Here is a 22,732-nt window from a genome sequence, read left to right as displayed (position 1 = left end):
CGGGGGCTCGCCAGCGTGCGAGCACTGGTCCACCGCATCAACCCGTTGTCGTCCCGCGTGAGAGTCACGCGAGATACCCAGGAGGAACCACACCCATGGACGCTAGCGTTCTCGCCGAGGTCACCGGCAGCACCGCCGCCATCGGCTACGGCCTCGCCGCCATCGGCCCGGGCATCGGCGTCGGCCTGGTCTTCGCCGCCTACATCCAGTCGACCGCCCGCCAGCCGGAGTCGTCCCGGATGACCCTGCCGTACGTCTGGATCGGCTTCGCCGTCATCGAGGCGCTCGCGCTGCTGGGCATCGCCTTCGGCTTCATCTGGGCCGGCTGACCCAGTCCCCGCAGACCAGGAGGTCATCCATGTACTTCCTCGCCGCTGAGGGTGGTGAGTCGACGCACAACCCGATCATCCCGATCTGGCAGGAGATCGTGGTCGGCAGCGTCGCCTTCGCCGTACTCTGCTTCGTCCTGATGAAGTTCGTCTTCCCCCGCATGGAACAGACGTTCCAGGCCCGGGTCGACGCGATCGAGGGCGGCATCAAGCGCGCCGAGGCCGCCCAGGCCGAGGCCAACCAGCTCCTCGAGCAGTACCGCGCGCAGCTCGCCGAGGCGCGTACCGACGCTGCCAAGATCCGGGACGACGCCCGGGCCGACGCGGAGGGCATCCGGCAGGACATCCTCGGCAAGGCGCGGGAGGAATCCGACCGGATCATCGCGGCCGGCAAGGAGCAGCTCGCCGCGGAGCGGGCCACCATCGTGCGCGAGCTGCGTACCGAGGTGGGCACCATCGCGGTCGACCTGGCCAGCAAGATCGTCGGGGAGTCGCTGGCCGACGAGGCCCGCCGCAAGGGCACCGTCGACCGGTTCCTGAGCAACCTCGAGAGCACGGGGGCCCGCTGATGCAGGCCGCCAGCCGGGAGTCGTACGCGATCGCGGCCGAGCGCCTCGACGCGTACGTCCGCGGTGCGGAGCCGTCGGTGGTGGCCTCCACCGCCGACGACATCCTCGCCGTCGCCGCCCTGTTGCGGGGTGAGCCGCGGCTGCGCCGGGCGCTGTCCGACCCGGCCCGCAGCGGCGACGACCGTGCGGCGCTGCTCACCGGCATCCTGGCCGGCAAGATCGGCGCGGACGCGCTCGACCTGCTGTCCGGCCTGGTCGCCGGCCGTTGGTCGGCACCGTCGGAGCTGCTCGACGGCACCGAGCGGCTCGGGGTGGAGGCGCTGCTGGCCAGCGCCGACTCCGCCGGCGACCTCGGTGAGGTCGAGGACGAGCTGTTCCGTTTCGGCCAGGTGGTCACCGGTCAGTCCGCGCTCTCCGCGGCGCTGGCCGACCCGATCGCCCCGGCCGGGCAGCGGGCCGCGCTGGCCCGGGAACTGCTCGCCGGCAAGGCCCGTCCGGTCACCGTCCGCCTCGTCGAGGTGGCTCTCGGCGGGTTCGGGGGACGCTCCTTCACCGGGGCGCTCACCCGGCTGGTCGAGCTGGCCGCCGACCGGCGGGACCGCCAGGTCGCGTACGTGACCGTGGCTGCCCCGTTGAGTGAGGCCGACGAGCGACGGCTCGGTGCCCGCCTCTCCGCGATGTACGGTCGAGAGGTTTCCGTCAAGCAGACGGTCGACCCGGAGGTGCTCGGTGGGGTGAGCGTGCGGGTCGGTTCCGACCTGTACGACGGCACCGTCCTGCGCCGCCTCAACGAGACCCGCAACGCGCTCGTGCAGCGCTGACCAGCGGCCTCGCCGCCCTTTGATCGACGCCATTCGGACCGGTCGGTACTAGGTATCCCGGGCCCCTGAATTTTAAGGAAGCAGAGGATGGCCGAGCTGACCATCTCGACGGAGGAGATCCGCGGCGCCCTGGAGCGCTACGTCTCCTCCTACTCGACCGACGTCTCCCGCGAGGAGGTCGGCACCGTCGCCGACACCGGTGACGGCATCGCCCACGTCGAGGGCCTGCCCTCGACCATGACCAACGAACTCCTGGAGTTCGAGGACGGCACGCTCGGCGTGGCGTTGAACCTCGACGTCCGGGAGATCGGTGTCGTCGTTCTCGGTGACTCCGCCAAGCTGGAGGAGGGGCAGCGCGTCAAGCGCACCGGCCGGGTGCTCTCCGTCCCGGTCGGCGACGCCTTCCTCGGCCGCGTGGTCAACGCGCTCGGCCAGCCGATCGACGGCCTCGGCGACATCGCCGACGAGGGCTTCCGCGAGCTGGAGCTCCAGGCCCCGAACGTGATGTCCCGGCAGTCCGTCGACGAGCCGCTGCAGACCGGCATCAAGGCGATCGACGCGATGACCCCGATCGGTCGGGGCCAGCGGCAGCTGATCATCGGCGACCGGAAGACCGGCAAGACCACCGTCGCGCTGGACACCATCCTCAACCAGCGGGACAACTGGCGCTCCGGCGACCCGAAGAAGCAGGTCCGCTGCATCTACGTCGCCATCGGCCAGAAGGCCTCCACGATCGCCTCGATCAAGGGCATCCTGGAGGACGCGGGCGCGCTGGAATACACCACCATCGTGGCCTCCCCGGCGTCCGACCCGGCCGGCTTCAAGTACCTCGCCCCGTACACCGGCTCGTCCATCGGGCAGCACTGGATGTACGGCGGCAAGCACGTCCTGATCGTCTTCGACGACCTGAGCAAGCAGGCCGAGGCGTACCGGGCCGTGTCGCTGCTGCTGCGTCGCCCGCCGGGCCGTGAGGCGTACCCGGGTGACGTCTTCTACCTGCACTCCCGCCTGCTGGAGCGCTGCGCGAAGCTCTCCGACGCGCTGGGTGGCGGCTCGATGACCGGCCTGCCGATCATCGAGACGAAGGCCAACGACATCTCGGCCTTCATCCCGACCAACGTCATCTCCATCACCGACGGCCAGATCTTCCTGGAGTCCGACCTGTTCAACCAGGGCGTCCGGCCAGCCATCAACGTCGGCACCTCGGTCTCCCGGGTCGGTGGTGCCGCGCAGATGAAGCCGATGAAGAAGGTCTCCGGCTCGCTGCGGCTCAACCTGGCCCAGTTCCGTGAGCTGGAGGCGTTCGCCGCCTTCGCCTCCGACCTGGACAAGGCCTCGCAGGCCCAGCTGAACCGGGGTTCCCGGCTGGTCGAGCTGCTCAAGCAGCCGAACTACTCGCCGTACCCGGTGCAGGAGCAGGTCGTCTCGGTCTGGTCCGGCGTCGAGGGCAAGCTGGACGACGTCCCGGTCGGTGAGGTCCGTCGCTTCGAGTCGGAGTTCCTCCAGTACCTGCGGCACAAGCACGAGGGCGTGCTGGCCTCGATCGCCGGTGGCAAGTGGGGCGACGACATCGCGGCCTCGCTCGACTCGGCCATCGCCGAGTTCAAGCAGGTCTTCCTCGGCAAGGCCGACGAGCACCGGGTCAACGACGCGCCCGCCAAGCCGCTGGAGGGTGAGGCCGACCGCGAGACGGTCACCCGCTACGCCGGCGGCGACGCCGAGAAGCAGTAGGGCTGAGTCATGGCGGCCCAGGTACGCGTTCTTCGTCAACGGATCCGTTCGGCGAAGGGGATGAAGAAGATCACCAAGGCGATGGAGCTCGTGGCGACGAGCCGCATCGCCAAGGCCCAGGCCCGGGTGACGGCGTCTCTGCCGTACGCCCAGGCGATCACCGGCGTGCTCACGGCGTTGGCCTCGAACGCCCGGATCGACCACCCGCTGCTCACCCCGCGCGAGCGGGTGCGGCGGGCGGGCGTCCTGCTGGTCACCTCCGACCGGGGCCTGGCCGGTGGGTACAGCTCCAACGCGATCAGGACCGCCGAGTCGCTGATCGCCCGGCTCACCGCCGACGGCAAGGAGCCGGTGCTCTACGTCATCGGGCGCAAGGGCCTGACGTTCTACCGGTTCCGCAACCGGCAGATCGCGGCGAACTGGACCGGCTTCTCGGAGCAGCCCACCTTCGCCGACGCCCGTGAGGTCGGCGAGACGCTGATCGCGGCGTTCACCGCCGGTGCCGACGACACCGACGGTGACGCCGGGCCGGACGGCGTGCTCGGCATCGACGAGTTGCACATCGTCTACACCGAGTTCCACAGCCTGATGACGCAGAACCCGGTCACCAAGATCATCGGTCCGATGCAGGTCGAGGACCGGCCGCGCTCCGAGGGGCTGCTGCCGGCGTACGAGTTCGAGCCGGAGGCGGAGTCGCTGCTCGACGCGCTGTTGCCGAGGTACATCAACACGCGGATCTACGCGGCGTTGCTGGAGTCGGCGGCGAGCGAGTCGGCGGCCCGGCGGCGGGCGATGAAGAGCGCCACCGACAACGCCGAAGAGATGATCGAGAAGTACACGCGTGAGATGAACTCGGCCCGCCAGGCCGGGATCACCCAGGAGATCAGTGAGATCGTCGGCGGCGCGAACGCGCTGGCCGCGTCGGGAAGTGAAGTGTGATGACTGTATCCGCAGTTGCCGGGGGACCGGCAGAGACCAGGACGGCCACCGGTCGCGTGGTTCGGGTCATCGGCCCGGTCGTCGACGCCGAGTTCCCGCGCGACGGCATGCCGGCCCTGTTCAACGCCCTGCACGTCGAGGTGAACCTCTCCGGTGGTGAGAAGACGCTGACCCTGGAGGTCGCCCAGCACCTGGGTGACAACCTGATCCGCGCCATCTCCATGCAGCCGACCGACGGTCTGGTCCGGGGCGCCGAGGTGGTCGACACCGGCTCCCCGATCACCGTCCCGGTGGGCGACGCCGTCAAGGGCCACGTCTTCAACGCCATCGGCGAGTGCCTCAACCTCACCGAGGGCGAGACGCTCGACGCGGACGACCGGTGGGGCATCCACCGCAAGGCCCCGGCCTTCGCGGACCTGGAGCCGAAGACCGAGATGCTGGAGACCGGCATCAAGGTCATCGACCTGCTCGCCCCGTACGTCAAGGGCGGCAAGATCGGCCTGTTCGGCGGCGCGGGCGTGGGCAAGACGGTGCTGATCCAGGAGATGATCACCCGGGTGGCCCGGAACTTCGGTGGCACCTCGGTCTTCGCCGGCGTGGGTGAGCGCACCCGTGAGGGCAACGACCTCATCGCCGAGATGACCGAGTCCGGCGTCATCGACAAGACCGCGCTGGTCTACGGCCAGATGGACGAGCCGCCGGGCACCCGGCTGCGGGTGGCGCTGTCGGCGCTGACCATGGCCGAGTACTTCCGGGACGTCAAGAAGCAGGAGGTGCTGCTCTTCATCGACAACATCTTCCGCTTCACCCAGGCCGGTTCCGAGGTCTCCACCCTGCTCGGCCGGATGCCGAGCGCGGTGGGTTACCAGCCGACCCTGGCCGACGAGATGGGCGAGCTCCAGGAGCGGATCACCTCCGTCCGGGGCCAGGCCATCACCTCGCTCCAGGCGATCTACGTGCCCGCCGACGACTACACCGACCCGGCGCCGGCCACCACGTTCGCCCACCTGGACGCGACCACCAACCTGGAGCGGTCGATCTCCGACAAGGGCATCTACCCGGCCGTGGACCCGCTGGCGTCCTCGTCCCGGATTCTCGCCCCGGAGTTCGTCGGCGAGGAGCACTTCACGGTGGCCACCGAGGTCAAGCGCATCCTCCAGCGCTACAAGGACCTCCAGGACATCATCGCGATCCTCGGCATCGAGGAGCTGTCCGAGGAGGACAAGCTCACCGTCGGCCGGGCCCGCCGGATCGAGCGTTTCCTCTCGCAGAACACCTACGCCGCCGAGCAGTTCACCGGTGTGCCGGGCTCGACGGTCGCGATCGCCGAGACCATCGAGGCGTTCAAGAAGATCAGCGAGGGTGAGTACGACCACTTCCCCGAGCAGGCCTTCTTCATGTGCGGTGGTCTGGAGGACCTGGAGCGCAAGGCGAAGGAGCTGATGTCGGAGGGCTGAGCCCCTCGACAGTCGTCCCACGAAGGCCACCCCGGCGCGAGCCGGGGTGGCCTTCGGCCGTTGTTGTGCCTGCTGGGGGCCGGTGTCCGGTTGCCGGGCGCAGGACTGGTCGGGAGGCGGGGTACCGTTTCGAGAACGACTCTCGGGTTCGGGTGTCGACGCGGTGCAACTTTTCGACCGGGTACGCCCGTCTCCTCTTCGTGGGCGTGACGAATCCTCGTGACGAGTCCCCGTGCGCGACGAATGGAGCTGCTGGTGGGCAAGGCCGGCAAGGGCGACAGGGACGGTAAGGGCGGCGGGATCGGCAGGGCCGGCGCGGTCGGTGAGACCGGCAAGGGCGGCAGGCGGTCGATCTGGTCCGGGGTGCCCCGCTGGGCGCGCGTGTGCACCATCTTCGGGGTCGTGCTGCTGATGCTCAGCGGCGCGGTCCTGGTGGGCTACGAGACGCTGCTGTCGCGTTACGAGGGTTCGGTGGGCAAGGCCGACCTCTTCGGTGACAAGGCGGCCGGGGCGCAGGAGCGCAAGAGCAACGTCAAGGGCCCGTTGAACATCCTGCTGGTGGGGATCGACCCCCGGGACGCGAAGACCCCGCCGCTGGCCGACTCGATCATGGTGCTGCACGTGCCGGAGTCGCTGGAGCAGGCGTACATCTTCTCCATTCCGCGCGACCTCTACGTCGACATCCCCAAGTTCGACAAGGCCGGCTACCGGGGTGGCTCCGGCAAGATCAACGCGGCGATGTCGTTCGGCAGCATCGTGGAGGGCAAGAACCCCAGCGCCCCGCAGGGCTTCGAACTGCTCGCCAAGACCGTGCAGAAGGCGACCGGGATCGAGCGGTTCGACGCCGGGGCGATCATCAACTTCACCGGCTTCCAGAAGATCGTCGACGCGATGGGCGGTGTCGACATGTACATCGAGCGTCAGGTCAAGTCCGAGCACCGGGAGCCGAACGGCAAGCACCGCAAGGGCAACCCGTACGGCGAGGGCTACATCGGGCCGCAGGCGGTCTACAAGAAGGGCAACCAGCACCTCAACGGCTGGCAGGCGCTGGACTACGTCCGGCAGCGTTACCCCCGCAACGGCGTTCCCGACGCCGACTACGGCCGGCAGCGCCACCAGCAGCAGTTCATCAAGGCGATGGTCAGCCAGGCGTTCAGCGCCGACGTGGTGACCAACCCGATCAAGCTGGACCGGGTGATCCGGGCTGCCGGTCAGTCGCTGACCTTCAACGGCCGGGGCAGCAGCGTGGTCGACTTCGCCATCGCGCTCAAGGGCATCCGCTCGGAGAACGTCGAGTTGATCAAGCTGCCGGGGGAGGGGATCGGCACCGGCAACGGCTACCGGGGCGAGCGGCTGCTGCCCGTCGCCGACGACTTCTTCACCGCCCTCGGCAACGAGAAGTTGGACGCCTTCCTGCTGGAGCACCCGGAGTTCCGTAACAAGACCAAGTGATCCGCCAGATGCCGACGCCACCGCCCGGCCAGCCGACACGCCGGGTGGTGGCGTACGTCTCGGCACCCGCGTTGGGTAGGTCACCAGGCTCCGACTAGACTTTCGACAATCCGCCGCCGCAGCAAGGAGACAGCGTGGCACAGCAGCTTCACGTCGACCTCGTAGCCGTCGAGGAGAAGGTCTGGTCCGGCGAGGCCGAGATGGTCGTCGCCCGCACGACCGAGGGCGAGCTGGGTGTGCTGCCGGGGCACGCGCCGCTGCTCGGCCAGCTCGCCGAGCCCAGCCAGATCCGGATCAAGCAGGCCGGCGGCCAGCAGGTCGCCTACGACATCACCGGCGGATTCCTGTCGGTCGGCGCCCAGAGCGTGACAGTGCTCGCCGAGAGCGCCACCCCGGCCACTCCGGCCCGCTGAGCCCACCCGCCGATGGAGATCGTCGAAGGGATCGCAATCGGCATCGCGGTGATCCTGGTCGCGGTCCTGATCCTCTTCGTCCGGCGGGCACTGGTCACCCGTAGCGGCGGCATCATCCGGTTGAGCGTCCGGGTCACCACCGTGTTGGACGGTCGGGGCTGGTCCCCGGGCTTCGCCCGCTTCGTCGGCGACCAACTGCGGTGGTACCGGATGTTCAGCTTCGCCCTCCGGCCCAAGCGGGTGCTCTCCCGCAAGGAACTGGTGGTGGAACGACGGCGTCTCCCCGAGGGGCAGGAACGGCTCTCCATGCCGTCCGACTGGGTGATCCTCCGCTGTACCAGTCAACACGCGCCGGTCGAGATCGCCATGGCCCGCTCCACGGTGACCGGATTCTCCTCCTGGCTCGAGGCCGCCCCGCCCGGGGCGGCCTCGCCACGTATGGCGTCCCAGGACTGGCCCGCCGCCTGACCCCCCGGGCCGGCCCGGCCATCGGGATCGCGCCCGGCCAGGTGCGCCGGGACCGAGGGGCTGCGCACCGCCGGGACCGTCGATGCCCGCCGCCGGACCGGTGGTCCTACGGTTGCGTGGCGGCGACCAGTTCGACCTCGTACCCCTGCTCGTCGGTGAGGTAGCCGGCGTAGCTGTCCGGGCCACCGGCGTGCGGGTGACGGTCGGCGAAGAGCAGCGTCCAGCCGTGGGCCGGTGCGGCAGCCACCAGCCGGTCCACCGCGTCCGGCGGACCGGCGTGGAACGCCAGGTGGTTGAGGCCTGGGGCGAGCCGGTCGTGGATCCGCCCGGACAGCGCCGGGGACTCCTCCATGACCAGGTACGTCGGGCCGTGCCGCCAGGACCGACCGGCCGGCCAGTCCTGGTACGGCGTCCAGCCGAGCGCACCGAGCAGCCAGCCCCAGCTCCGCTGCGCGGCGGCCAGGTCGGGCACCCAGACCTCGACGTGGTGCAGCCCGCCCGTGCTCAGCGCTTGCCGCCCGGCACCCATAGCACATCGCCGCCCGGATTGGCCGTTCTTGACAGGATGAACAGCAGGTCGGAGAGGCGGTTGAGATACTTTGCCGGAAGGGAGCTGGTGCGATCCGGATCGTGGGCGACCAGGGCCCAGGCCGTCCGTTCGGCGCGCCGGGCGATCGTCCGTGCCACGTGCAGCAGTGCCGCGCCTGCGGTGCCGCCGGGGAGGATGAAGGAGTCGAGCTTGCCCAGTCGCCCGTTGTACTCGTCGCACCAGCCTTCGAGGCGTTCGACGTACTCCTCGGTGACCCGCAGCGGCGGGTACGCCGGGTCCGGCTCGACGGGGGTGGCCAGGTCGGCGCCGACGTCGAACAGGTCGTTCTGGATCGACTCCAGCACGGCCCGCAGCCCGTCGTCGAGCTGCCCCAGGGCGAGCGCCACGCCGAGCGCGGCGTTGCACTCGTCGACATCCGCGTACGCGGCGATCCGGGGATCGGTCTTCGGCACCTGCTCGTTGTTGCTCAGCCTGGTCATGCCGGCGTCGCCGGCCTTGGTGTAGATGCGCGTGAGGTGGACGGCCATGACGCACAGCCTACGGATACCGGACCTGACGATCCCGGCCCGGCCGGCCCCGACCGGGTGGCCGATGGGGGTGGGGCCGGGTGACGCCGGTGACCCGGCGGTCGACGACGTCGAGGTGATCCGGGTCGGCGGGGACGCCCGGCTGGCCGGCACGGTGCACGTCGTCGGGGCGAAGAACTCGGCGTTGAAGCTGATGGCGGCGGCGCTGCTGGCACCGGGACGGACGGTCATCACGAACGTCCCCCGGATCACCGACATCGCCATCATGGGCGAGGTGCTGCGCCGGCTCGGCTGCCTGGTGCGGTTCGAGGCGGACGACCCGGTGGACCCGATGGTCGGCCACGGTGGGCAGGCCCGGTCCCGGTCGGTCGTCATCGACGTACCCGAACAGCCCGGTGCGGACGCCGACTACGACCTGGTACGGCGACTGCGGGCGTCGATCTGCGTGCTGGGCCCGTTGCTGGCCCGCCGGGGGTACGTGCGGGTGGCGCATCCGGGCGGGGACGCGATCGGTTCCCGGGGCCTGGACATGCACATCGCCGGCCTGGCCCGGATGGGCGCGGACGTCTCCGGGGAGCACGGTTTCGTCATCGCCGCCGCCCCGGACGGCCTGCGGGGTGCCGAGATCGTGCTGGACTTCCCCAGCGTGGGGGCCACCGAGAACCTGGTGATGGCGGCGGTGCTGGCCCGGGGGGTCACCGTGATCGACAACGCGGCCCGGGAGCCGGAGATCGTCGACCTCTGCACCATGCTCAACCGGATGGGCGCCCGGATCTCCGGCTGCGGCAGCTCCACCCTGCGTATCGCCGGGGTGCCTGCGCTGCACCCGGTGCGCCACGCCACGGTGGGGGACCGGATCGTGGCCGGCACCTGGGCGTTCGGTGCGGCGATGACCCGGGGGGACGTGACGGTCACCGGGATCGACCCGGCCTGTCTGGAGGTCGCGCTGGACAAGTTGGTGTCGGCCGGCGCGCTGGTGGAGACCCGGGGCGACGCCTTCCGGGTACGCGCCGACGACCGGCCCACCGCCGTCGACGTGGTCACCCTGCCCTACCCGGGTTTCGCCACCGATCTGCTGCCGATGGCGATCGGGCTGGCGGCGGTCAGCGACGGGGCGTCGCTGATCACCGAGAACATCTTCGACGGCCGGTTCATGTTCGCCAACGAGATGACCCGGCTCGGCGCCGACATCAAGACCGACGGCCACCACGCGGTGGTACGGGGTCGGGACCGGCTCTCCGGCGCCCCGGTACGCGCCACCGACATCCGGGCCGGTGCCGGGCTGATCATCGCCGGGCTCTGCGCGGACGGAGTCACCGAGGTCTCGCACGTGCACCACGTGGACCGGGGCTACCCGGACTTCGTGGCCGACCTGCGGGCGCTCGGCGTGAAGGTGGAACGCGGCACCGCCCCGGAGGCCCCGGAGCTGACCATCTGACCCCGCACCACCTGACCCGCGCTGACCTGCCGCCCGAGCTCGCCCTGCCCCGGTCGGGGGCTTAGCGGTCGTTCAGGCTCGCCGACTAGGGTGCTGGCAGACACTCAATCGCAGCGAGGGAGAAGCAGATGGCGGGTCGACTCGCGGTCGTCGGGGCCGGGCTGATGGGTTCCGGCATCGCCCAGGTGGCGGCGCAGGCCGGGTGGCAGGTGACCATGCGGGACGTGGACGACGCGGCCACCACCCGAGGGCTGGACGGCATCCGGAAGTCGCTGGCGAAGTTCGCCGAGAAGGGCAAGATCGACCCGTCCGAGGTCGAGGCGACCCTGGCCCGGATCACCCCGACCACCGAGCTGGAGGCGGCGGCCGACGCGGACATCGTGGTGGAGGCGGTCTTCGAGAAGATCGAGATCAAGCACGAGGTGTTCCGTGCGTTGGACAAGGTCTGCAAGTCCGACGCGGTGCTCGCGACCAACACCTCGGCCATTCCGGTGACCCAGATCGCCACGGCCACCGAGCGGCCGGAGTCGGTGGTGGGCACCCACTTCTTCTCCCCGGTGCCGATGATGAAGCTCTGCGAGCTGGTCCGTGGCTACAAGACCAGCGATGCGACGCTCGCCACGGCGAAGGCGTTCGCCGAGGAGATCGGCAAGACGGTGGTGGTGGTCAACCGGGACATCGCCGGTTTCGTCACCACCCGGCTGATCTGCGCGCTGGCCATGGAGGCGGTCAAGCTGGTCGAGTCCGGGGTGATGTCGGCCGAGGACCTGGACACCGCCTGCAAGCTGGGCTTCGGTCACGCCATGGGCCCGCTGGCCACGGTCGACCTGACCGGCGTGGACGTCCTGCTGAACGCCACGAAGAACATCTACACCGACACCGCCGACGAGAAGTTCTTCCCGCCGGAGCTGCTCCAGCGGATGGCCACCGCCGGTGACCTGGGCCGCAAGACCGGCCAGGGCTTCTACTCCTACTGATCCCGGGGCACACGGTCGCCGATACTGCGGTCTCCCGTCGACGGGCACCGCAGTATCGGCACAACCGCGTCGATCACGCTGGCCGGGGTGGCGGATCAGCCGTCGCGCTTGGTGGTCCAGCGGAAGGTGGTCAGGCAGAGGACCAGGCCGATCACGCACCACAGGGCGAGGACCAGGGCGACCCGGCCCAGCTCGAAGGAACCGCCGGGTTCCTGGGCGCCGAAGCTCTCCGGCAGGAACACCGCGCGCAGGCCCTGGCACATCCACTTCAGCGGGAAGAGCGCGGCCACCTGCTGCATCCAGCTGGGCAGGTCGGTGAAGACGAAGAACACCCCGGAGATGAACTGGAGCACCAGGGAGACCGGGGTGACCACGGCGGAGCCGCTGCGTGCGGTGCGGGCCAGCGACGAGATGGCGATGCCGCACAGGGTGCAGGCGGTCACCCCGAGCACGGCGACCCAGCCGAAGGTGAACCACTTGGCGGCGGTGGCCGGCAGGTCGAGGTCGAACAGCGCCACGGCGACCGCCAGCAGCAGCGCGGTCTCGGCGACGCCGATCGCCACCACCATGATCACTTTGCCGGCGAACCAGACCCACTTGGGCATCGGGGTGCCGCGGTAGCGCTTGAGCACGCCCCGGTCCCGTTCGATCGGGATCCAGATGCCGAGGTTCTGGAAGCTCACCGTCATCAGGCCGGTCGCGATCATGCCGGTGATGAAGTACTGGGTGAACTTCACCCCGCCGCCGATCGTCCCGTCGAAGATCGACGCGAAGATCAGGATCATGATGATCGGGAAGCCCATCGTGAACACGACGGACTCCCGGCTGCGCAGGAACTGGGTGATCTCCAACCGGCCCTGGCGCAGGGCGAGTGCGCCCGGCCCGAGCCGTCGACTGCCGGCGGCGACCGGGTTCCCCGGCCTGGTGGTGGTCGTCATCAGTGTCCGATCATGCTCAGGTAGACGTCTTCCAGGGTCGGCCGGGTCACGGTCAGGCCGGGCACCTCGCCACCGAAACGCGCGGCCAGCTCCGCCACCAGCGCCGTTGGCGTCGCGCTCTGCGCCGTCTCCGGCGTCCCGTCCGGCGTACGCCAGGAGACCGTCGCCAGGGCGTCCTGCCGGTTGCCGAGCAGGTTCGGCGGGGCCACCTCGATCACCCGGCCGGCGGCGATCACCCCGACCCGGTCGGCGAGCGACTCGGCCTCGTCCAGGTAGTGGGTGGTGAGCACGATGGTGGTACCGGCGGCGGCGAGGTCCCGGATCAGCTCCCAGAACTCGCGCCGCGCCTCCGGGTCGAAACCGGTGGTGGGCTCGTCGAGGAAGAGCAGCTCGGGGCGGCCGATGATGCCCAGCGCCACGTCGAGCCGTCGCTTCTGCCCGCCGGAGAGGGTGTGCGTGCGGGCGTTGGCCTTGGCACCCAGCCCCACCCGCTCGACGACCCTGTCCGGGTCGTCCGCCTCGGGATAGAAGCCGGAGAAGTGCCGCACCACCTCGGCCACGGTCAGCTCGTCGAACTCGCCGGTGCCCTGGAGCACGATGCCGACCCGGGAACGCCAGTCGGCCGCCCCGCGTCGGGGCGTACGTGACGATCCCACCCGCGATCCCCGCGGTCTCGACCCGAGGACGAGCCCGGGATCGCTGCCGAGCACGCTCACCTCACCGGCGTCGCGCTGCCGGTAGCCCTCCAGGATCTCCACCGTGGTCGTCTTGCCCGCGCCGTTGGGGCCGAGCAGGGCGAACACCTCGCCCCGGCGGACGTCGAGGTCCACCCCCGCCACCGCGACGTTGTCGCCGTACGCCTTACGCAGTCCCCGTACGGAGATCGCGAGCTCGTCTTCCATGGCGTCCAGTGTGCGACCAGGCCGTCCGGCGCGGCGGTCCGGGGTGTGCCGGTGCCGGTCGGGGCGCGTCGCGGCGGCCCGCTCGCGCCCGGTGCGGACCGGTGAGGTGCTGCCCGGCCGGGCGTGGCCGGCCGGGCCAGGGAGGTCCGGCGGTGCGAGGGAGGTCCGGCGGTGCGAGGGATATTCGGCCGTGCCGGGGCCGGGGCCGGGGCCGGGGCGTGTGGCCCCGGCCCCGATGGCGGTCGGTCAGCGGCGCTGGTAGGTCATGCAGTCGGCCAGGTCGTTGTCGGGGCCGACGGTGATCGCCGGGGCGCGGCACTCCAGCTCGGCGTTGTGCTGGCAGTCGGCCCGGCTGCACGCGCCGACCTGGGCGATCAGCCGGTCGAGGCCGCCACGTACCGGAAGCTCCACGAAGGTGTGGCAGTGGGCATGGTCGGTGCTGCCGATGGTGATGGCGAACGCGTGGCAGTCGTTGGTGTGGTTGTACGCGCAGGACGAGGCCGCGCACTCCTGAACCCGGGGCATTTCCAGCGCTGCGGTCATGACAACCTCACTTTCGGTAGATATGCCACAAATGATAGGCATCGTTCCGGCGGGCGCGGGCCGTTCCACCACTGATCCCCCCGTAGGAAGCCACCCCACGGTGCCCGCGCCCCAACGCCCCCGCCCGCCCCGCCCCGCCCCGCCCGCCCCGCCCCGCCCCGCCCCGCCCTTCTGCCCCGGTGATCAAGAGAATTGCGGCAGGGAGAGCGCTCTCGATGACGCAAACCTCTTGATCACCGGGGCGGCCCACCGGGGCGGCCCACCGGGCGGCCCAGCGGGCGGCTCGGCGGGGCCGGCTGGGTGGGTCGGGGTGGGTGGGGGTGGGTTGGCGGGTCTGCGGTCGACCGGTTGGGGGCGTTGCATCTGGTCTGGATGTCCGGTTTGGTGCGGTCGGGGCGTCACCGGTGTCCGGTGTGGGGGCGACCGGGTGGGGGTGTCCCGTGACCGGCGGCACCCCTGCGGCGGAATGCTGGCCGGCCAGCGGTCGTTACACCCTCTGTACGACCGCAGCAGCACCCCGCCCGGCCAGCCCGGAAGTGGGTGGGCGCCCCGGAATGATGCGGGGCCCCCGGTCGTTACATCTGGTTCCGGCATGGGCGGCAGGCCCCACCGGAGACCGACGACTTCTCCCTCATGAGCGCCTCGTCGTGGTGCTTACGCCCCTCCGCCGGTTCCGCCGGTGTTCCGGTCCCCCGACCGGTCCGGGGGGCGTCGACCCCCTCGAAGGAGCATCCCCCATGAAGACCACCATTCTGCGTAAGAGTGTCCTCGGTATCGCCGGTCTGGCCGTCGCCGGTGGTCTGGCCGCCGGCCCGCTGAACCACGGCACCGCCGAGTCGACCGCCACCGACCACACCGTGGCCGTGGTACAGGCCGACAAGCCGGCCGTGGACAAGGGCAAGCTGATCCCGCACGGCGTGCAGGGCGAGCAGTCCCGCATCGACCTGGGCGACGAGCAGACCGGCAACGTCAAGGCGATCATCGCCGCGACGAAGAAGGCCAGCATGGACGAACGCGCCGCCGTGGTGTCCATCGCCACCGCCCTGCAGGAGTCGAAGCTGGAGAACCTCGGCCACCTGGGCGACCGCAACGACCACGACTCGCAGGGTCTGTTCCAGCAGCGCCCGTCCTCCGGTTGGGGCACGGTGGAGCAGATCACCGACCCCGAGTACGCCACCCTGGCGTTCCTCAAGGGCCTCAAGCAGGTCGACGGCTGGCAGGACATGCCCCTGACCAAGGCCGCCCAGACGGTCCAGGTGTCGGCGTACCCCGACCACTACGCCCAGTGGGAAACCCAGGCCGCCGACCTCGTCGCCCAGCACTGGAACAGCTGACCCGCGTACGACACGATGGCCGGCACCCCGCCCGGGGTGCCGGCCATCGACGTGTGCGGCGGCGGGTCAGACCCGGTAGCCGGCGGCGCGGGCCGCCTCGCGGTCCCGGCGTCGCTCCCGGCGTCGCCGCAGGAACCAGACCACGAACGCCACCATGCCCAGCAGGAACGCCAGCACCAGCACCGGCAGGATGATCGCCACCAGGGACATCAGCACGCTGGTCGCGTCTTCGGCGGTGCTGGCCACCGGTGCGCCGAAGCCCGCCGTGGTCGCGTTGACCACCGGCCTGGCCGCTGCTTTGAACAGGTGTACGCCGAGCGCGATGGCGACCCCGGCGGCCACCGGCACCCACTGGTGGGACGAGAAGAACCCGCCCGGGTCGCTGACCGTCACCGTCTCGGAGCCCGAACCGGCACCGAAGGCGAGCCCGCCGGCGGTGGGCCGGACCACCGTCTGCACGACGTCGTTGACGTGGTCGACCACGGGCACCTTGTCGGCGACGACCTCGACCGCGAGCAGTGCGGCGAGGATCGCCAGTACCCACCCGTTGCCCAGCCACTGCCAGCCGCTGGGCAGGTCGATCAGGCTGGTGTAGCGGGCGAGCAGACCCATGGTGAGCAGGGGGATGTAGGCGTTGAGGCCCGCCGAGGCGGCGAGACCGGTACCGGTGAGGACTTCGAGCACCATCTCAGCATCGCACCGGCACGCCAGTGCCGCGCGACGGTGACCGGCCGGTCCTCGGCTACCCTCGTCGGGTGCGTCTGGTGATTGCGAAGTGCTCGGTGGACTACGTCGGACGGCTCTCGGCGCACCTGCCGCTGGCCACCCGCCTGCTCATGGTCAAGGCGGACGGGTCGGTGTCGATCCACGCCGACGACCGGGCGTACAAGCCGTTGAACTGGATGAGCCCGCCCTGTCGGCTGGAGGAGGCCCCCGGCGTGTGGCGGGTGGTCAACAAGGCCGGCGAGGAGTTGCGGATCACCCTGGCGGAGATTTTCCAGGACACCTCCTACGAGCTGGGCGTCGACCCGGGGCTGCGCAAGGACGGCGTCGAGGCGCACCTGCAGGAGTTGCTGGCCGCCAACCCGGAGACGCTGGGGGAGGGCTTCACCCTGGTCCGGCGGGAGTACATGACCGCGATCGGCCCGGTCGACCTGCTCTGCCGGGACGCCAACTCCAGCGCGGTCGCCGTCGAGGTGAAGCGGCGTGGCGACATCGACGGCGTCGAGCAGCTCACCCGCTACCTCGAACTGATGAACCGGGACCCGCTGCTCGCCCCGGTGGCCGGTGTCTTCGCCGCTCAGGAGATCAAACCGCAGGCCCGGGTCCTCGCCACCGACCGGGGCATCCGCTGCGTGGTCGTCGACTACGACCGGCTGCGGGGCATCGTGCGCGACGAGCTGACCCTGTTCTGACTGTGAGGCTGGCGTCGGCGCGCTGCGGGCACCACCGCCCCGCCGGGCACGCGGCCCGGTGGCCAGCACCCCCGTACCCCGTGCGGCCCGGCACCGCCCGTGCGGCTGGCGTTGCGCTGTGCGGCCCGGCACCGCCCGTGCGGTCGGTCAGCGGCGGCCGTAGAGCGCCTTGGCGACCTTGACGAGGCGGGCCACGTCGGTCGGGGTCCGCTCGAAGGTCATCGAGGGCAGCAACGACCGGGCCCGCCGTCGGGTGACCGACTTGGCCCGCCCGAACTCGCGCAGCCCGTCCTCGCCGTGGATCCGGCCGAAGCCCGAGTCGCCCACCCCGCCGAACGGCAGCGTGGACATCCCGGCGAAGGTGAGCGCCGAGTTGACCGACGCCATCCCCGACCGCAGCCGCCGGGCGATCGCCACCGCGTCACGCCGACCGAACACCGAACCCCCCAGGCCGTACGGCAGGGCGTTGGCCCGGCGTACGGCCTCGTCGGCGTCGGCGACCCGGCTGATGGTCACGGTCGGGCCGAACGTCTCCTCGCGGATGGCCGAGGCGGACTCGGGGACGTCCACCAGCACCGTCGGATGCACGTACGGCGGCTGGACGGCGGCGGGGCCACCCAGCACCGCCCGCCCCCCGGCGGCGATGGCCTCGTCGATGTGCCGGCGGATCACGTCGAGCTGGCTCGGCATGGTGATCGGGCCGAGGTCGGCGGAGTCCGCGCCGACGGTCAGCCGTCCGGCGCGGGCGACCACCCGGGCGACGAACTCGTCGTAGACCGGTGCCACCGCGTAGACCCGTTCGATGCCGATGCAGGTCTGGCCGGCGTTGGTGAGCGCGCCCCAGACGCAGGCGTCGGCGGCGGCGTCCAGGTCGGCGTCGGCGTCCACGATCATCGCGTCCTTGCCGCCGGCCTCCAGCAGCACCGGGGTCAGCGACTCGGCGCAGGCCGCCATCACCGCACGGGCGGTCGCCGTGGAGCCGGTGAACGCCACCTTGTCGACGCCCGAGCGGCACAGTGCCGCGCCGACGTCGCCCAGGCCGTGCACCGCCGTGAACACCGGCTGCTCCGGCACCACCTCGGCGAACGCGTCGACCAGCCACTGACCGGCCACCGGGGTGTACTCGCTGGGCTTGAGCACCACCGCGTTGCCGGCGGCCAGCGCGTACGCGGCGGAGCCGACCGGGGTGAAGACCGGGTAGTTCCACGGGCCGATCACCCCGACCACGCCGTGCGGCTGGTATTCCAGGTGGCCGGAGAACTCGGCCAGGATCAACCGGGACCGGACCCGGCGCGGCCCCAGCACCCGGCGGGCGTTGCGGGCCGCCCAGTCGATGTGCTCGATGGCGGTGAGGATCTCGACGACCGCGTCACCGACCGGTTTGCCGCCCTCGACGTGGAGCAGTTCGGCCAGTTCCTCGATCCGCTGGGCGAGCAGGGCCCGCCAGCGCAGCAGGCGCGTCCGGCGGCCGTCGAAGCCGAGCCCGGCCCACCACTGCCCGGCCGTGCGGGCGCGGTCGACCGCGCGCTGCACCTCCTCGGCGGTGGCGACCGGCAGCCTGCCGGCTTCCGCGCCGGTGGCCGGGCTGGTCGAAACCAACTGACCATCGGTGACTACCGGGGTACCCGGGACCTGTACAGCCGTCATGGCGGAAGTCTAGACCCGGAAGCTACCAGCTGGTAGTTGTGAGTGCTGCTCGTCTATTGCTTCCGCCGCCGCCTGTTCGGTGGACGGTCGATGTCCGCCAGGGGTCGCGGAGGTGGCCGGGCGGGTGGTGAGCTGGTCACGCGGAGCTGGCAGGCTGGGCGCGAGGCGACGGCGGATGGGGAGCTGACTGTCCATGCAGGATCATCCGGAACTGATGCCGCTGTTGACGGTGGCCGGCGGGCCGATGCGGGGGGCGAGTTTCCGCGTCCGGCCCCGACCGCAGGTGATCGGCCGGGCGCCGGACGTCGACATCCCGGTGGCGGACGCGCACCTGAGCCGGCGGCACGCCGAGGTGCGGCTGACCGAGGACGGGGTGGTCCTGGTCGACCTGGGGTCGACCAACGGCACCTGGCTCAACGACCGGCGGATCACCGACGCCGAGCCGCTCACCGACGGCGACGTGATCCGGCTGGGCCGTACCGAGCTGCGCTACTTCGACCCCGGGCTGGCCACCACCGACCCGGTCGGCCTGAGCTTCACCGGGGGCCTCGGCGGCCGTCGGGACCACCGGCCCACGCTGCCGCTGCCGCCGCGTGCCCCCGGCCCGGCCGACGCCGTGGCCGGTCGCCCCGTCGCCGCGGTACGTGGCGTCGACACCTGACCGCGGGGACACGGCCGACCGCCGGGGCTTCCGCCGCCGGGCCGGCCTGACCGGTTGCCGCCTCGGGTTCGACGGCGCTACCCCGGCCGGTGCGACGGCGCGGCCCTGACTGGTGCGACGGCCCTGACTGGTGCGACGGCCCTGACTGGTGCGACGGCGCGGACTGGTGCGACGGCATGGCCGTGACTGGTGCGATGGCGTGGCCGTGACTGGTGCGGCGGCGTGGCCCGATGGGTTCGACGACGCGGCCCCGATGGGTTCGACGACGCGGCCCGGCCGGTGCGGCGGGGCGGCCCGGCCGGGTGCGGGAAATCTCCCAGGGCGTCGCGACGGCGCACCGCCGCGTGGCACACTCCGACGGATAACCTTAGCGTTCGTTCATGTGCGCAGCGTCCGTCCGTGTCGGCGGCGGCGGAGTCAACCAGGGGAGGCCGGTCGTGGCGCGGGAGTTCACCAGGGTGGGCGTGGTCGGTCTGGGCACCATGGGTGCCGGCATCGTCGAGGTGTTCGCCCGCAACGGTGTCGACGTGGTCGCGGTGGAGATCTCCGAGCCGGCCCTGGCGCGGGGTCGGGCCACCCTCGCGCGGTCGACCGACCGGGCGGTGGCCAAGGGCAAGCTGGCCGAGAACGACCGGGACGCCCTGCACTCCCGGGTCGACTTCCAGGTCGGGCTGGAGGCGCTGCACGCGGTGGATCTGGTGGTCGAGGCGGTGCCCGAACACCTCGACCTGAAGCGACGGCTCTTCGCCGAGCTGGACCGGATCTGCCAGCCCGACACCATCCTGGCCACCAACACCTCCTCGCTGAGCGTCACCGACATCGCCGTCGCCACCGACCGGCCCCAGCAGGTCGTCGGCCTGCACTTCTTCAATCCGGCGCCGGTGATGAAGCTGGTCGAGGTGGTTCGCACGGTGGTCACCGCCGCCGACGTGGTCGACGACGTCGAGGCGCTCTGCGCCCGGCTCGGCAAGGTCGACGTCACGATCAGCGACCGGGCCGGCTTCATCGCCAACGCCCTGCTGTTCGGCTACCTCAACCAGGCGGTCAGCATGGTCGAGGCCCGGTACGCCACCCGGGAGGACATCGACCTCGCGATGAAGCTCGGTTGCGGCCTGCCGATGGGCCCGCTCGCCCTGCTGGACCTGATCGGCCTGGACACCGCGTACGAGATCCTCAACACCATGTACCGGCACGGCGGACGGGACCGGCGGCACGCCCCGACACCGCTGATCAGGCAGATGGTCACCGCCGGGTTGCTCGGGCGCAAGTCCGGACGCGGCTTCTACACCTATGACAAACCGGGCTCTCCGAAGGTCGTACCCGACGGGCAGACGCCGGCCCCGACGCGGACGGCGCCCGACAGCGCGCCGGTGACCACGGTCGGCGTGGTCGGGGCGGGGGCGCTGGCGGCCGGCCTCGTCGAGGTCTTCGCCCGGGCCGGCTACCCGGTGCTCTCGGTGGACGGCGACACCGGCTCGTCGGCCGGGATCTCCGGCGCGGTCCGGAGCGCGCTCGACGAGGACGTGGCCCGGGGCGAGCTCGACGCGGCCGACCACGAGGCGACCCTGGCCCGGATCACCTGGTCGGCCACCCTGGAACAGCTCGCCGACGTCGACCTGGTGGTCGAGGCGGTGGCCGAGGAGTCGAGCGTCAAACAGGCCCTGTTCGCCCGCCTCGACGAGGTCTGCAAGCCGGGCGTGCTGCTCGCCACCACCACCTCGTCGCTGCCGGTGATCGAGGTGGCGATGGCCACCCAGCGTCCGGCCGACGTGCTCGGCCTGCACTTCCCCGACCCGGCGGCGAGGCGACCGCTCGTCGAGGTGGTACGCACCATCCGTACCTCGGCGGAGGCCACCGCCACCGCCACCGCGGTCTGCGCCGCGCTCGGCCGGACCACGGTGGTCTGTGGCGACCGGGCCGGCTTCGTGGTCGACGCGCTGCTCCTGCCCTACCTGAACGACGCGGTGCGGATGCTGGAGGCGGGCTACGCCTCCGTCGACGACATCGACCACGCGATGAAGCTCGGCTGCGGGTACCCGACGGGCCCGTTCGAGGTGCTCGACGCGATCGGCCTGGACGTGGCGCTGGCGGGCCAGCGGGCGGTATACCGGGAGCAGCGCGAGCCGGGCCTCGCCCCCGCGCCGCTGCTGGAACACCTGGTCACCGCCGGTCACCTGGGTCACCGGTCCGGCCAGGGCTTCCGGGACCACTCCGGGCACTGACCGGGGCGACGGTCGGCCACCCGCCGCTGATCCGGGCCGCCGCACCGCTGTCGGGCCGGGCGGCGTACCTCACCGCGCAGCAGCCCGGGAACTGACCGTAACCTTGGCAAGGTGAGCCCCCGTCGCAACCGTCCCCGCCGCGAGGACACCACCCAGTTGGACGCCGGCCGGGCCCGCCACGGCGTGGAATCGGTGCAGCAGTGGCGCGACGGCGAGTGGCAGGTACGCGGGATCAGCGGCGGGGCGTCGGTCAAGACGTACCGCTGCCCCGGATGTGACCAGGAGATCCGACCCGGGGTGGCGCACCTGGTGGCCTGGCCGGCCGACGGCGCGGGCGACCTGACCGACCGGCGGCACTGGCACAGCGGCTGTTGGCGGGCCCGGGACCGGCGGGGGCCCAACCTGCTGCGCGGCCGGGGCGCACCCCGCTACGGCTGACCGGCCCGGCCGACGAGGTGCTGCCCGCCGGCCGGCGGATTCCGGTGGGCGGCGGCCGGTGGGGCCGGTCGGGCGATCCTGGTCACCCCGGTTGCGCCCCGGGCGCGCGGCGGCGCCGACTTCGCGGCAGACTTGGGCGGTGAGCACACCGATCCGCGCGTCGTCGATCCTGCCCGGCCACCGGGAGGACATCGAGCTGCACACCGCCGACGGCCTGCGCCTCGTCGGCGAGCTGGCCCGCCCGGCCGACCGGGACCCGGTGGGCACCCTGGTCTGCCTGCACCCGCTGCCCACCCACGGCGGGATGATGGACAGCCACGTCTTCCGCAAGGCGGCCTGGCGGTTGCCCGCCCTGGCCGACCTGGCGGTGCTCCGGTTCAACACCCGGGGCACCAGCAGCGTCCGGGGCACCAGCGAGGGGGCCTTCGACAACGCGGTGGGCGAGCGCTTCGACGTCGCCGCCGCGATCGAGTACGCCGAGTTCCACGAGCTGCCGAACGTCTGGCTGGTGGGCTGGTCGTTCGGCACCGACCTGACCCTCAAGTACGGCTGCGACCCGGCGGTGGCCGGGGCGATCCTGCTCTCCCCGCCGTTGCGTTTTTCGAACCCCGCGGACCTGGCCGTCTGGGCGGAGTCGGGCCGGCCGCTGACCGCGCTGGTGCCCGAGTTCGACGACTACCTGCGCCCCGACGAGGCTCGGGAACGCTTCGCGGCGGTGCCGCAGGCCGAGGTGGTCGGGGTGCCCGGGGCCAAGCACCTCTGGGTGGGCGACGCCGAGCGGGTGCTCGACGAGATCGTCCGGCGGGTGAACCCGGCGGTGCCGCTGCCGCTGCCGACAAGCTGGGACGGCCCGATGGAGACCGGCGACGTCAGCGCGTACGCCGACCGCACGGTGGCCGCCTTCGCCGACACCCCCGTGCCGGGTCCCGCCGCCGGCTGAGGCCCGCCCCACCCCTCCCGC

24 protein-coding genes are annotated in these 22,732 nt (G+C 71.5%); 17 read left to right on the top strand and 7 right to left on the bottom strand.

Annotation, left to right across the window (positions count from 1 at the left end):
* Positions 1 to 95: 95 nt before the first annotated feature.
* From J7462_RS13960 to J7462_RS13920, 9 genes are all read left to right on the top strand, one after another.
* The gene (locus tag J7462_RS13960; protein ID WP_067312849.1) at positions 96 to 329 is read left to right on the top strand and encodes an ATP synthase subunit C; all 234 of its coding nucleotides are present in this window, start codon (positions 96 to 98) and stop codon (positions 327 to 329) included.
* Between the two features lie 29 nt (positions 330 to 358).
* The gene (locus tag J7462_RS13955; protein WP_208568406.1) at positions 359 to 898 is read left to right on the top strand and encodes a F0F1 ATP synthase subunit B; all 540 of its coding nucleotides are present in this window, start codon (positions 359 to 361) and stop codon (positions 896 to 898) included.
* Entirely contained in the window at positions 898 to 1,719 is an 822-nt protein-coding gene (locus J7462_RS13950; protein ID WP_208568407.1) for a F0F1 ATP synthase subunit delta, read from the top strand. Before J7462_RS13955 ends, J7462_RS13950 begins: the two co-directional genes overlap by 1 nt.
* An 87-nt stretch (positions 1,720 to 1,806) precedes the next feature.
* Positions 1,807 to 3,450 (top strand): F0F1 ATP synthase subunit alpha, encoded by a 1,644-nt coding sequence (gene atpA / locus J7462_RS13945; protein WP_219464442.1) that lies wholly within the window; start codon positions 1,807 to 1,809, stop codon positions 3,448 to 3,450.
* Positions 3,451 to 3,459: 9 nt separating this feature from the next.
* The gene (locus tag J7462_RS13940) at positions 3,460 to 4,389 is read left to right on the top strand and encodes a F0F1 ATP synthase subunit gamma (protein ID WP_219464440.1); all 930 of its coding nucleotides are present in this window, start codon (positions 3,460 to 3,462) and stop codon (positions 4,387 to 4,389) included.
* Entirely contained in the window at positions 4,389 to 5,846 is a 1,458-nt protein-coding gene (gene atpD / locus J7462_RS13935) for a F0F1 ATP synthase subunit beta (protein ID WP_208568410.1), read from the top strand. Before J7462_RS13940 ends, atpD begins: the two co-directional genes overlap by 1 nt.
* A 219-nt stretch (positions 5,847 to 6,065) precedes the next feature.
* Positions 6,066 to 7,298, top strand: coding sequence for an LCP family protein (locus J7462_RS13930; protein WP_308290898.1), 1,233 nt, complete (start codon positions 6,066 to 6,068; stop codon positions 7,296 to 7,298).
* Between the two features lie 134 nt (positions 7,299 to 7,432).
* A complete protein-coding gene (locus J7462_RS13925) occupies positions 7,433 to 7,711 on the top strand; it encodes a F0F1 ATP synthase subunit epsilon (protein WP_219464438.1) in 279 nt (92 codons plus the stop codon).
* Positions 7,712 to 7,723: 12 nt separating this feature from the next.
* A complete protein-coding gene (locus J7462_RS13920) occupies positions 7,724 to 8,179 on the top strand; it encodes a DUF2550 domain-containing protein (protein WP_208568412.1) in 456 nt (151 codons plus the stop codon).
* Between the two features lie 106 nt (positions 8,180 to 8,285).
* Here J7462_RS13920 and J7462_RS13915 read toward each other — a convergent pair whose 3' ends face one another.
* The gene (locus tag J7462_RS13915) at positions 8,286 to 8,708 is read right to left on the bottom strand and encodes a VOC family protein (protein WP_208568413.1); all 423 of its coding nucleotides are present in this window, start codon (positions 8,706 to 8,708) and stop codon (positions 8,286 to 8,288) included.
* Entirely contained in the window at positions 8,684 to 9,256 is a 573-nt protein-coding gene (locus J7462_RS13910; protein ID WP_208568414.1) for a cob(I)yrinic acid a,c-diamide adenosyltransferase, read from the bottom strand. Before J7462_RS13910 ends, J7462_RS13915 begins: the two co-directional genes overlap by 25 nt.
* On the opposite strand from J7462_RS13910, the gene murA reads away from it, so the two are divergent.
* Together murA and J7462_RS13900 are read left to right on the top strand one after the other, a co-directional pair.
* Positions 9,255 to 10,694 (top strand): UDP-N-acetylglucosamine 1-carboxyvinyltransferase, encoded by a 1,440-nt coding sequence (murA, locus tag J7462_RS13905; RefSeq protein ID WP_219464436.1) that lies wholly within the window; start codon positions 9,255 to 9,257, stop codon positions 10,692 to 10,694. The two genes, J7462_RS13910 and murA, sit on opposite strands and share 2 nt — an antisense overlap.
* Before the next feature lie 128 nt (positions 10,695 to 10,822).
* On the top strand, positions 10,823 to 11,671 hold the full coding sequence (locus J7462_RS13900; protein ID WP_219464435.1) for a 3-hydroxyacyl-CoA dehydrogenase family protein: 849 nt from the start codon (positions 10,823 to 10,825) through the stop codon (positions 11,669 to 11,671).
* Positions 11,672 to 11,766: 95 nt separating this feature from the next.
* On the opposite strand, the gene J7462_RS13895 is transcribed toward J7462_RS13900, so the two are convergent.
* The 3 genes from J7462_RS13895 to J7462_RS13885 all read right to left on the bottom strand — a co-directional run bounded on the left by J7462_RS13895 (position 11,767) and on the right by J7462_RS13885 (position 14,054).
* Complete coding sequence (locus J7462_RS13895; protein WP_219464434.1) at positions 11,767 to 12,609, bottom strand: ABC transporter permease; 843 nt, start codon at positions 12,607 to 12,609, stop codon at positions 11,767 to 11,769.
* Entirely contained in the window at positions 12,609 to 13,511 is a 903-nt protein-coding gene (locus J7462_RS13890) for an ABC transporter ATP-binding protein (protein WP_219464433.1), read from the bottom strand. Before J7462_RS13890 ends, J7462_RS13895 begins: the two co-directional genes overlap by 1 nt.
* 246 nt (positions 13,512 to 13,757) lie before the next feature.
* Entirely contained in the window at positions 13,758 to 14,054 is a 297-nt protein-coding gene (locus J7462_RS13885; RefSeq protein WP_208568419.1) for a DUF1540 domain-containing protein, read from the bottom strand.
* 737 nt (positions 14,055 to 14,791) lie between these two features.
* Here J7462_RS13885 and J7462_RS13880 point away from each other — a divergent pair.
* On the top strand, positions 14,792 to 15,388 hold the full coding sequence (locus J7462_RS13880) for a hypothetical protein (RefSeq protein WP_219464432.1): 597 nt from the start codon (positions 14,792 to 14,794) through the stop codon (positions 15,386 to 15,388).
* Between the two features lie 66 nt (positions 15,389 to 15,454).
* On the opposite strand, the gene J7462_RS13875 is transcribed toward J7462_RS13880, so the two are convergent.
* A complete protein-coding gene (locus J7462_RS13875; protein ID WP_208568503.1) occupies positions 15,455 to 16,072 on the bottom strand; it encodes a DUF4126 domain-containing protein in 618 nt (205 codons plus the stop codon).
* 71 nt (positions 16,073 to 16,143) lie between these two features.
* On the opposite strand from J7462_RS13875, the gene nucS reads away from it, so the two are divergent.
* Complete coding sequence (gene nucS / locus J7462_RS13870; protein WP_219464431.1) at positions 16,144 to 16,803, top strand: endonuclease NucS; 660 nt, start codon at positions 16,144 to 16,146, stop codon at positions 16,801 to 16,803.
* Positions 16,804 to 16,950: 147 nt separating this feature from the next.
* Here the strand turns inward: nucS and J7462_RS13865 are convergent, their stop codons facing one another.
* On the bottom strand, positions 16,951 to 18,450 hold the full coding sequence (locus tag J7462_RS13865; RefSeq protein ID WP_219464430.1) for an aldehyde dehydrogenase family protein: 1,500 nt from the start codon (positions 18,448 to 18,450) through the stop codon (positions 16,951 to 16,953).
* A gap of 193 nt (positions 18,451 to 18,643) precedes the next feature.
* Here J7462_RS13865 and J7462_RS32965 point away from each other — a divergent pair, with 193 nt between their 5' ends.
* From J7462_RS32965 to J7462_RS13845, 4 genes are all read left to right on the top strand, one after another.
* Positions 18,644 to 19,111, top strand: a complete 468-nt coding sequence (locus tag J7462_RS32965) for an FHA domain-containing protein (protein WP_219464429.1) — start codon at positions 18,644 to 18,646, stop codon at positions 19,109 to 19,111.
* Positions 19,112 to 19,548: 437 nt separating this feature from the next.
* Positions 19,549 to 21,333 carry a 3-hydroxybutyryl-CoA dehydrogenase gene (locus J7462_RS13855; protein WP_219470323.1) on the top strand — a complete coding sequence of 595 codons (1,785 nt, stop codon included), beginning with the start codon at positions 19,549 to 19,551 and terminating at the stop codon, positions 21,331 to 21,333.
* Between the two features lie 111 nt (positions 21,334 to 21,444).
* A complete protein-coding gene (locus J7462_RS13850; RefSeq protein WP_219464428.1) occupies positions 21,445 to 21,771 on the top strand; it encodes a hypothetical protein in 327 nt (108 codons plus the stop codon).
* Between the two features lie 139 nt (positions 21,772 to 21,910).
* Positions 21,911 to 22,711, top strand: coding sequence for an alpha/beta hydrolase (locus J7462_RS13845; RefSeq protein WP_219464427.1), 801 nt, complete (start codon positions 21,911 to 21,913; stop codon positions 22,709 to 22,711).
* The last annotated feature ends 21 nt before the right edge of the window (positions 22,712 to 22,732 follow it).

The sequence above is a fragment of the Micromonospora sp. RL09-050-HVF-A genome, assembly GCF_019374995.1.
GTDB lineage: Bacteria > Actinomycetota > Actinomycetes > Mycobacteriales > Micromonosporaceae > Micromonospora > Micromonospora antibiotica.
This window is presented reverse-complemented; position numbering and strand designations above follow the sequence as displayed.

What these genes read in the sequence shown, in the direction of transcription:
- J7462_RS13955 (WP_208568406.1), top strand. Translation starts at nt 359, where the DNA reads ATGTACTTCCTCGCCGCTGAGGGTGGTGAGTCGACGCACAACCCGATC.
- atpD (WP_208568410.1), top strand. Translation starts at nt 4,389, where the DNA reads ATGACTGTATCCGCAGTTGCCGGGGGACCGGCAGAGACCAGGACGGCC.
- J7462_RS13920 (WP_208568412.1), top strand. Translation starts at nt 7,724, where the DNA reads ATGGAGATCGTCGAAGGGATCGCAATCGGCATCGCGGTGATCCTGGTC.
- J7462_RS13915 (WP_208568413.1), bottom strand. Translation starts at nt 8,708, where the DNA reads ATGGGTGCCGGGCGGCAAGCGCTGAGCACGGGCGGGCTGCACCACGTC.
- J7462_RS13940 (WP_219464440.1), top strand. Translation starts at nt 3,460, where the DNA reads ATGGCGGCCCAGGTACGCGTTCTTCGTCAACGGATCCGTTCGGCGAAG.
- J7462_RS13865 (WP_219464430.1), bottom strand. Translation starts at nt 18,450, where the DNA reads ATGACGGCTGTACAGGTCCCGGGTACCCCGGTAGTCACCGATGGTCAG.
- J7462_RS32965 (WP_219464429.1), top strand. Translation starts at nt 18,644, where the DNA reads ATGCAGGATCATCCGGAACTGATGCCGCTGTTGACGGTGGCCGGCGGG.
- J7462_RS13910 (WP_208568414.1), bottom strand. Translation starts at nt 9,256, where the DNA reads ATGGCCGTCCACCTCACGCGCATCTACACCAAGGCCGGCGACGCCGGC.
- J7462_RS13880 (WP_219464432.1), top strand. Translation starts at nt 14,792, where the DNA reads ATGAAGACCACCATTCTGCGTAAGAGTGTCCTCGGTATCGCCGGTCTG.
- J7462_RS13895 (WP_219464434.1), bottom strand. Translation starts at nt 12,609, where the DNA reads ATGACGACCACCACCAGGCCGGGGAACCCGGTCGCCGCCGGCAGTCGA.
- J7462_RS13885 (WP_208568419.1), bottom strand. Translation starts at nt 14,054, where the DNA reads ATGACCGCAGCGCTGGAAATGCCCCGGGTTCAGGAGTGCGCGGCCTCG.
- J7462_RS13900 (WP_219464435.1), top strand. Translation starts at nt 10,823, where the DNA reads ATGGCGGGTCGACTCGCGGTCGTCGGGGCCGGGCTGATGGGTTCCGGC.
- J7462_RS13890 (WP_219464433.1), bottom strand. Translation starts at nt 13,511, where the DNA reads ATGGAAGACGAGCTCGCGATCTCCGTACGGGGACTGCGTAAGGCGTAC.
- murA (WP_219464436.1), top strand. Translation starts at nt 9,255, where the DNA reads ATGACGCACAGCCTACGGATACCGGACCTGACGATCCCGGCCCGGCCG.
- J7462_RS13950 (WP_208568407.1), top strand. Translation starts at nt 898, where the DNA reads ATGCAGGCCGCCAGCCGGGAGTCGTACGCGATCGCGGCCGAGCGCCTC.
- atpA (WP_219464442.1), top strand. Translation starts at nt 1,807, where the DNA reads ATGGCCGAGCTGACCATCTCGACGGAGGAGATCCGCGGCGCCCTGGAG.
- J7462_RS13960 (WP_067312849.1), top strand. Translation starts at nt 96, where the DNA reads ATGGACGCTAGCGTTCTCGCCGAGGTCACCGGCAGCACCGCCGCCATC.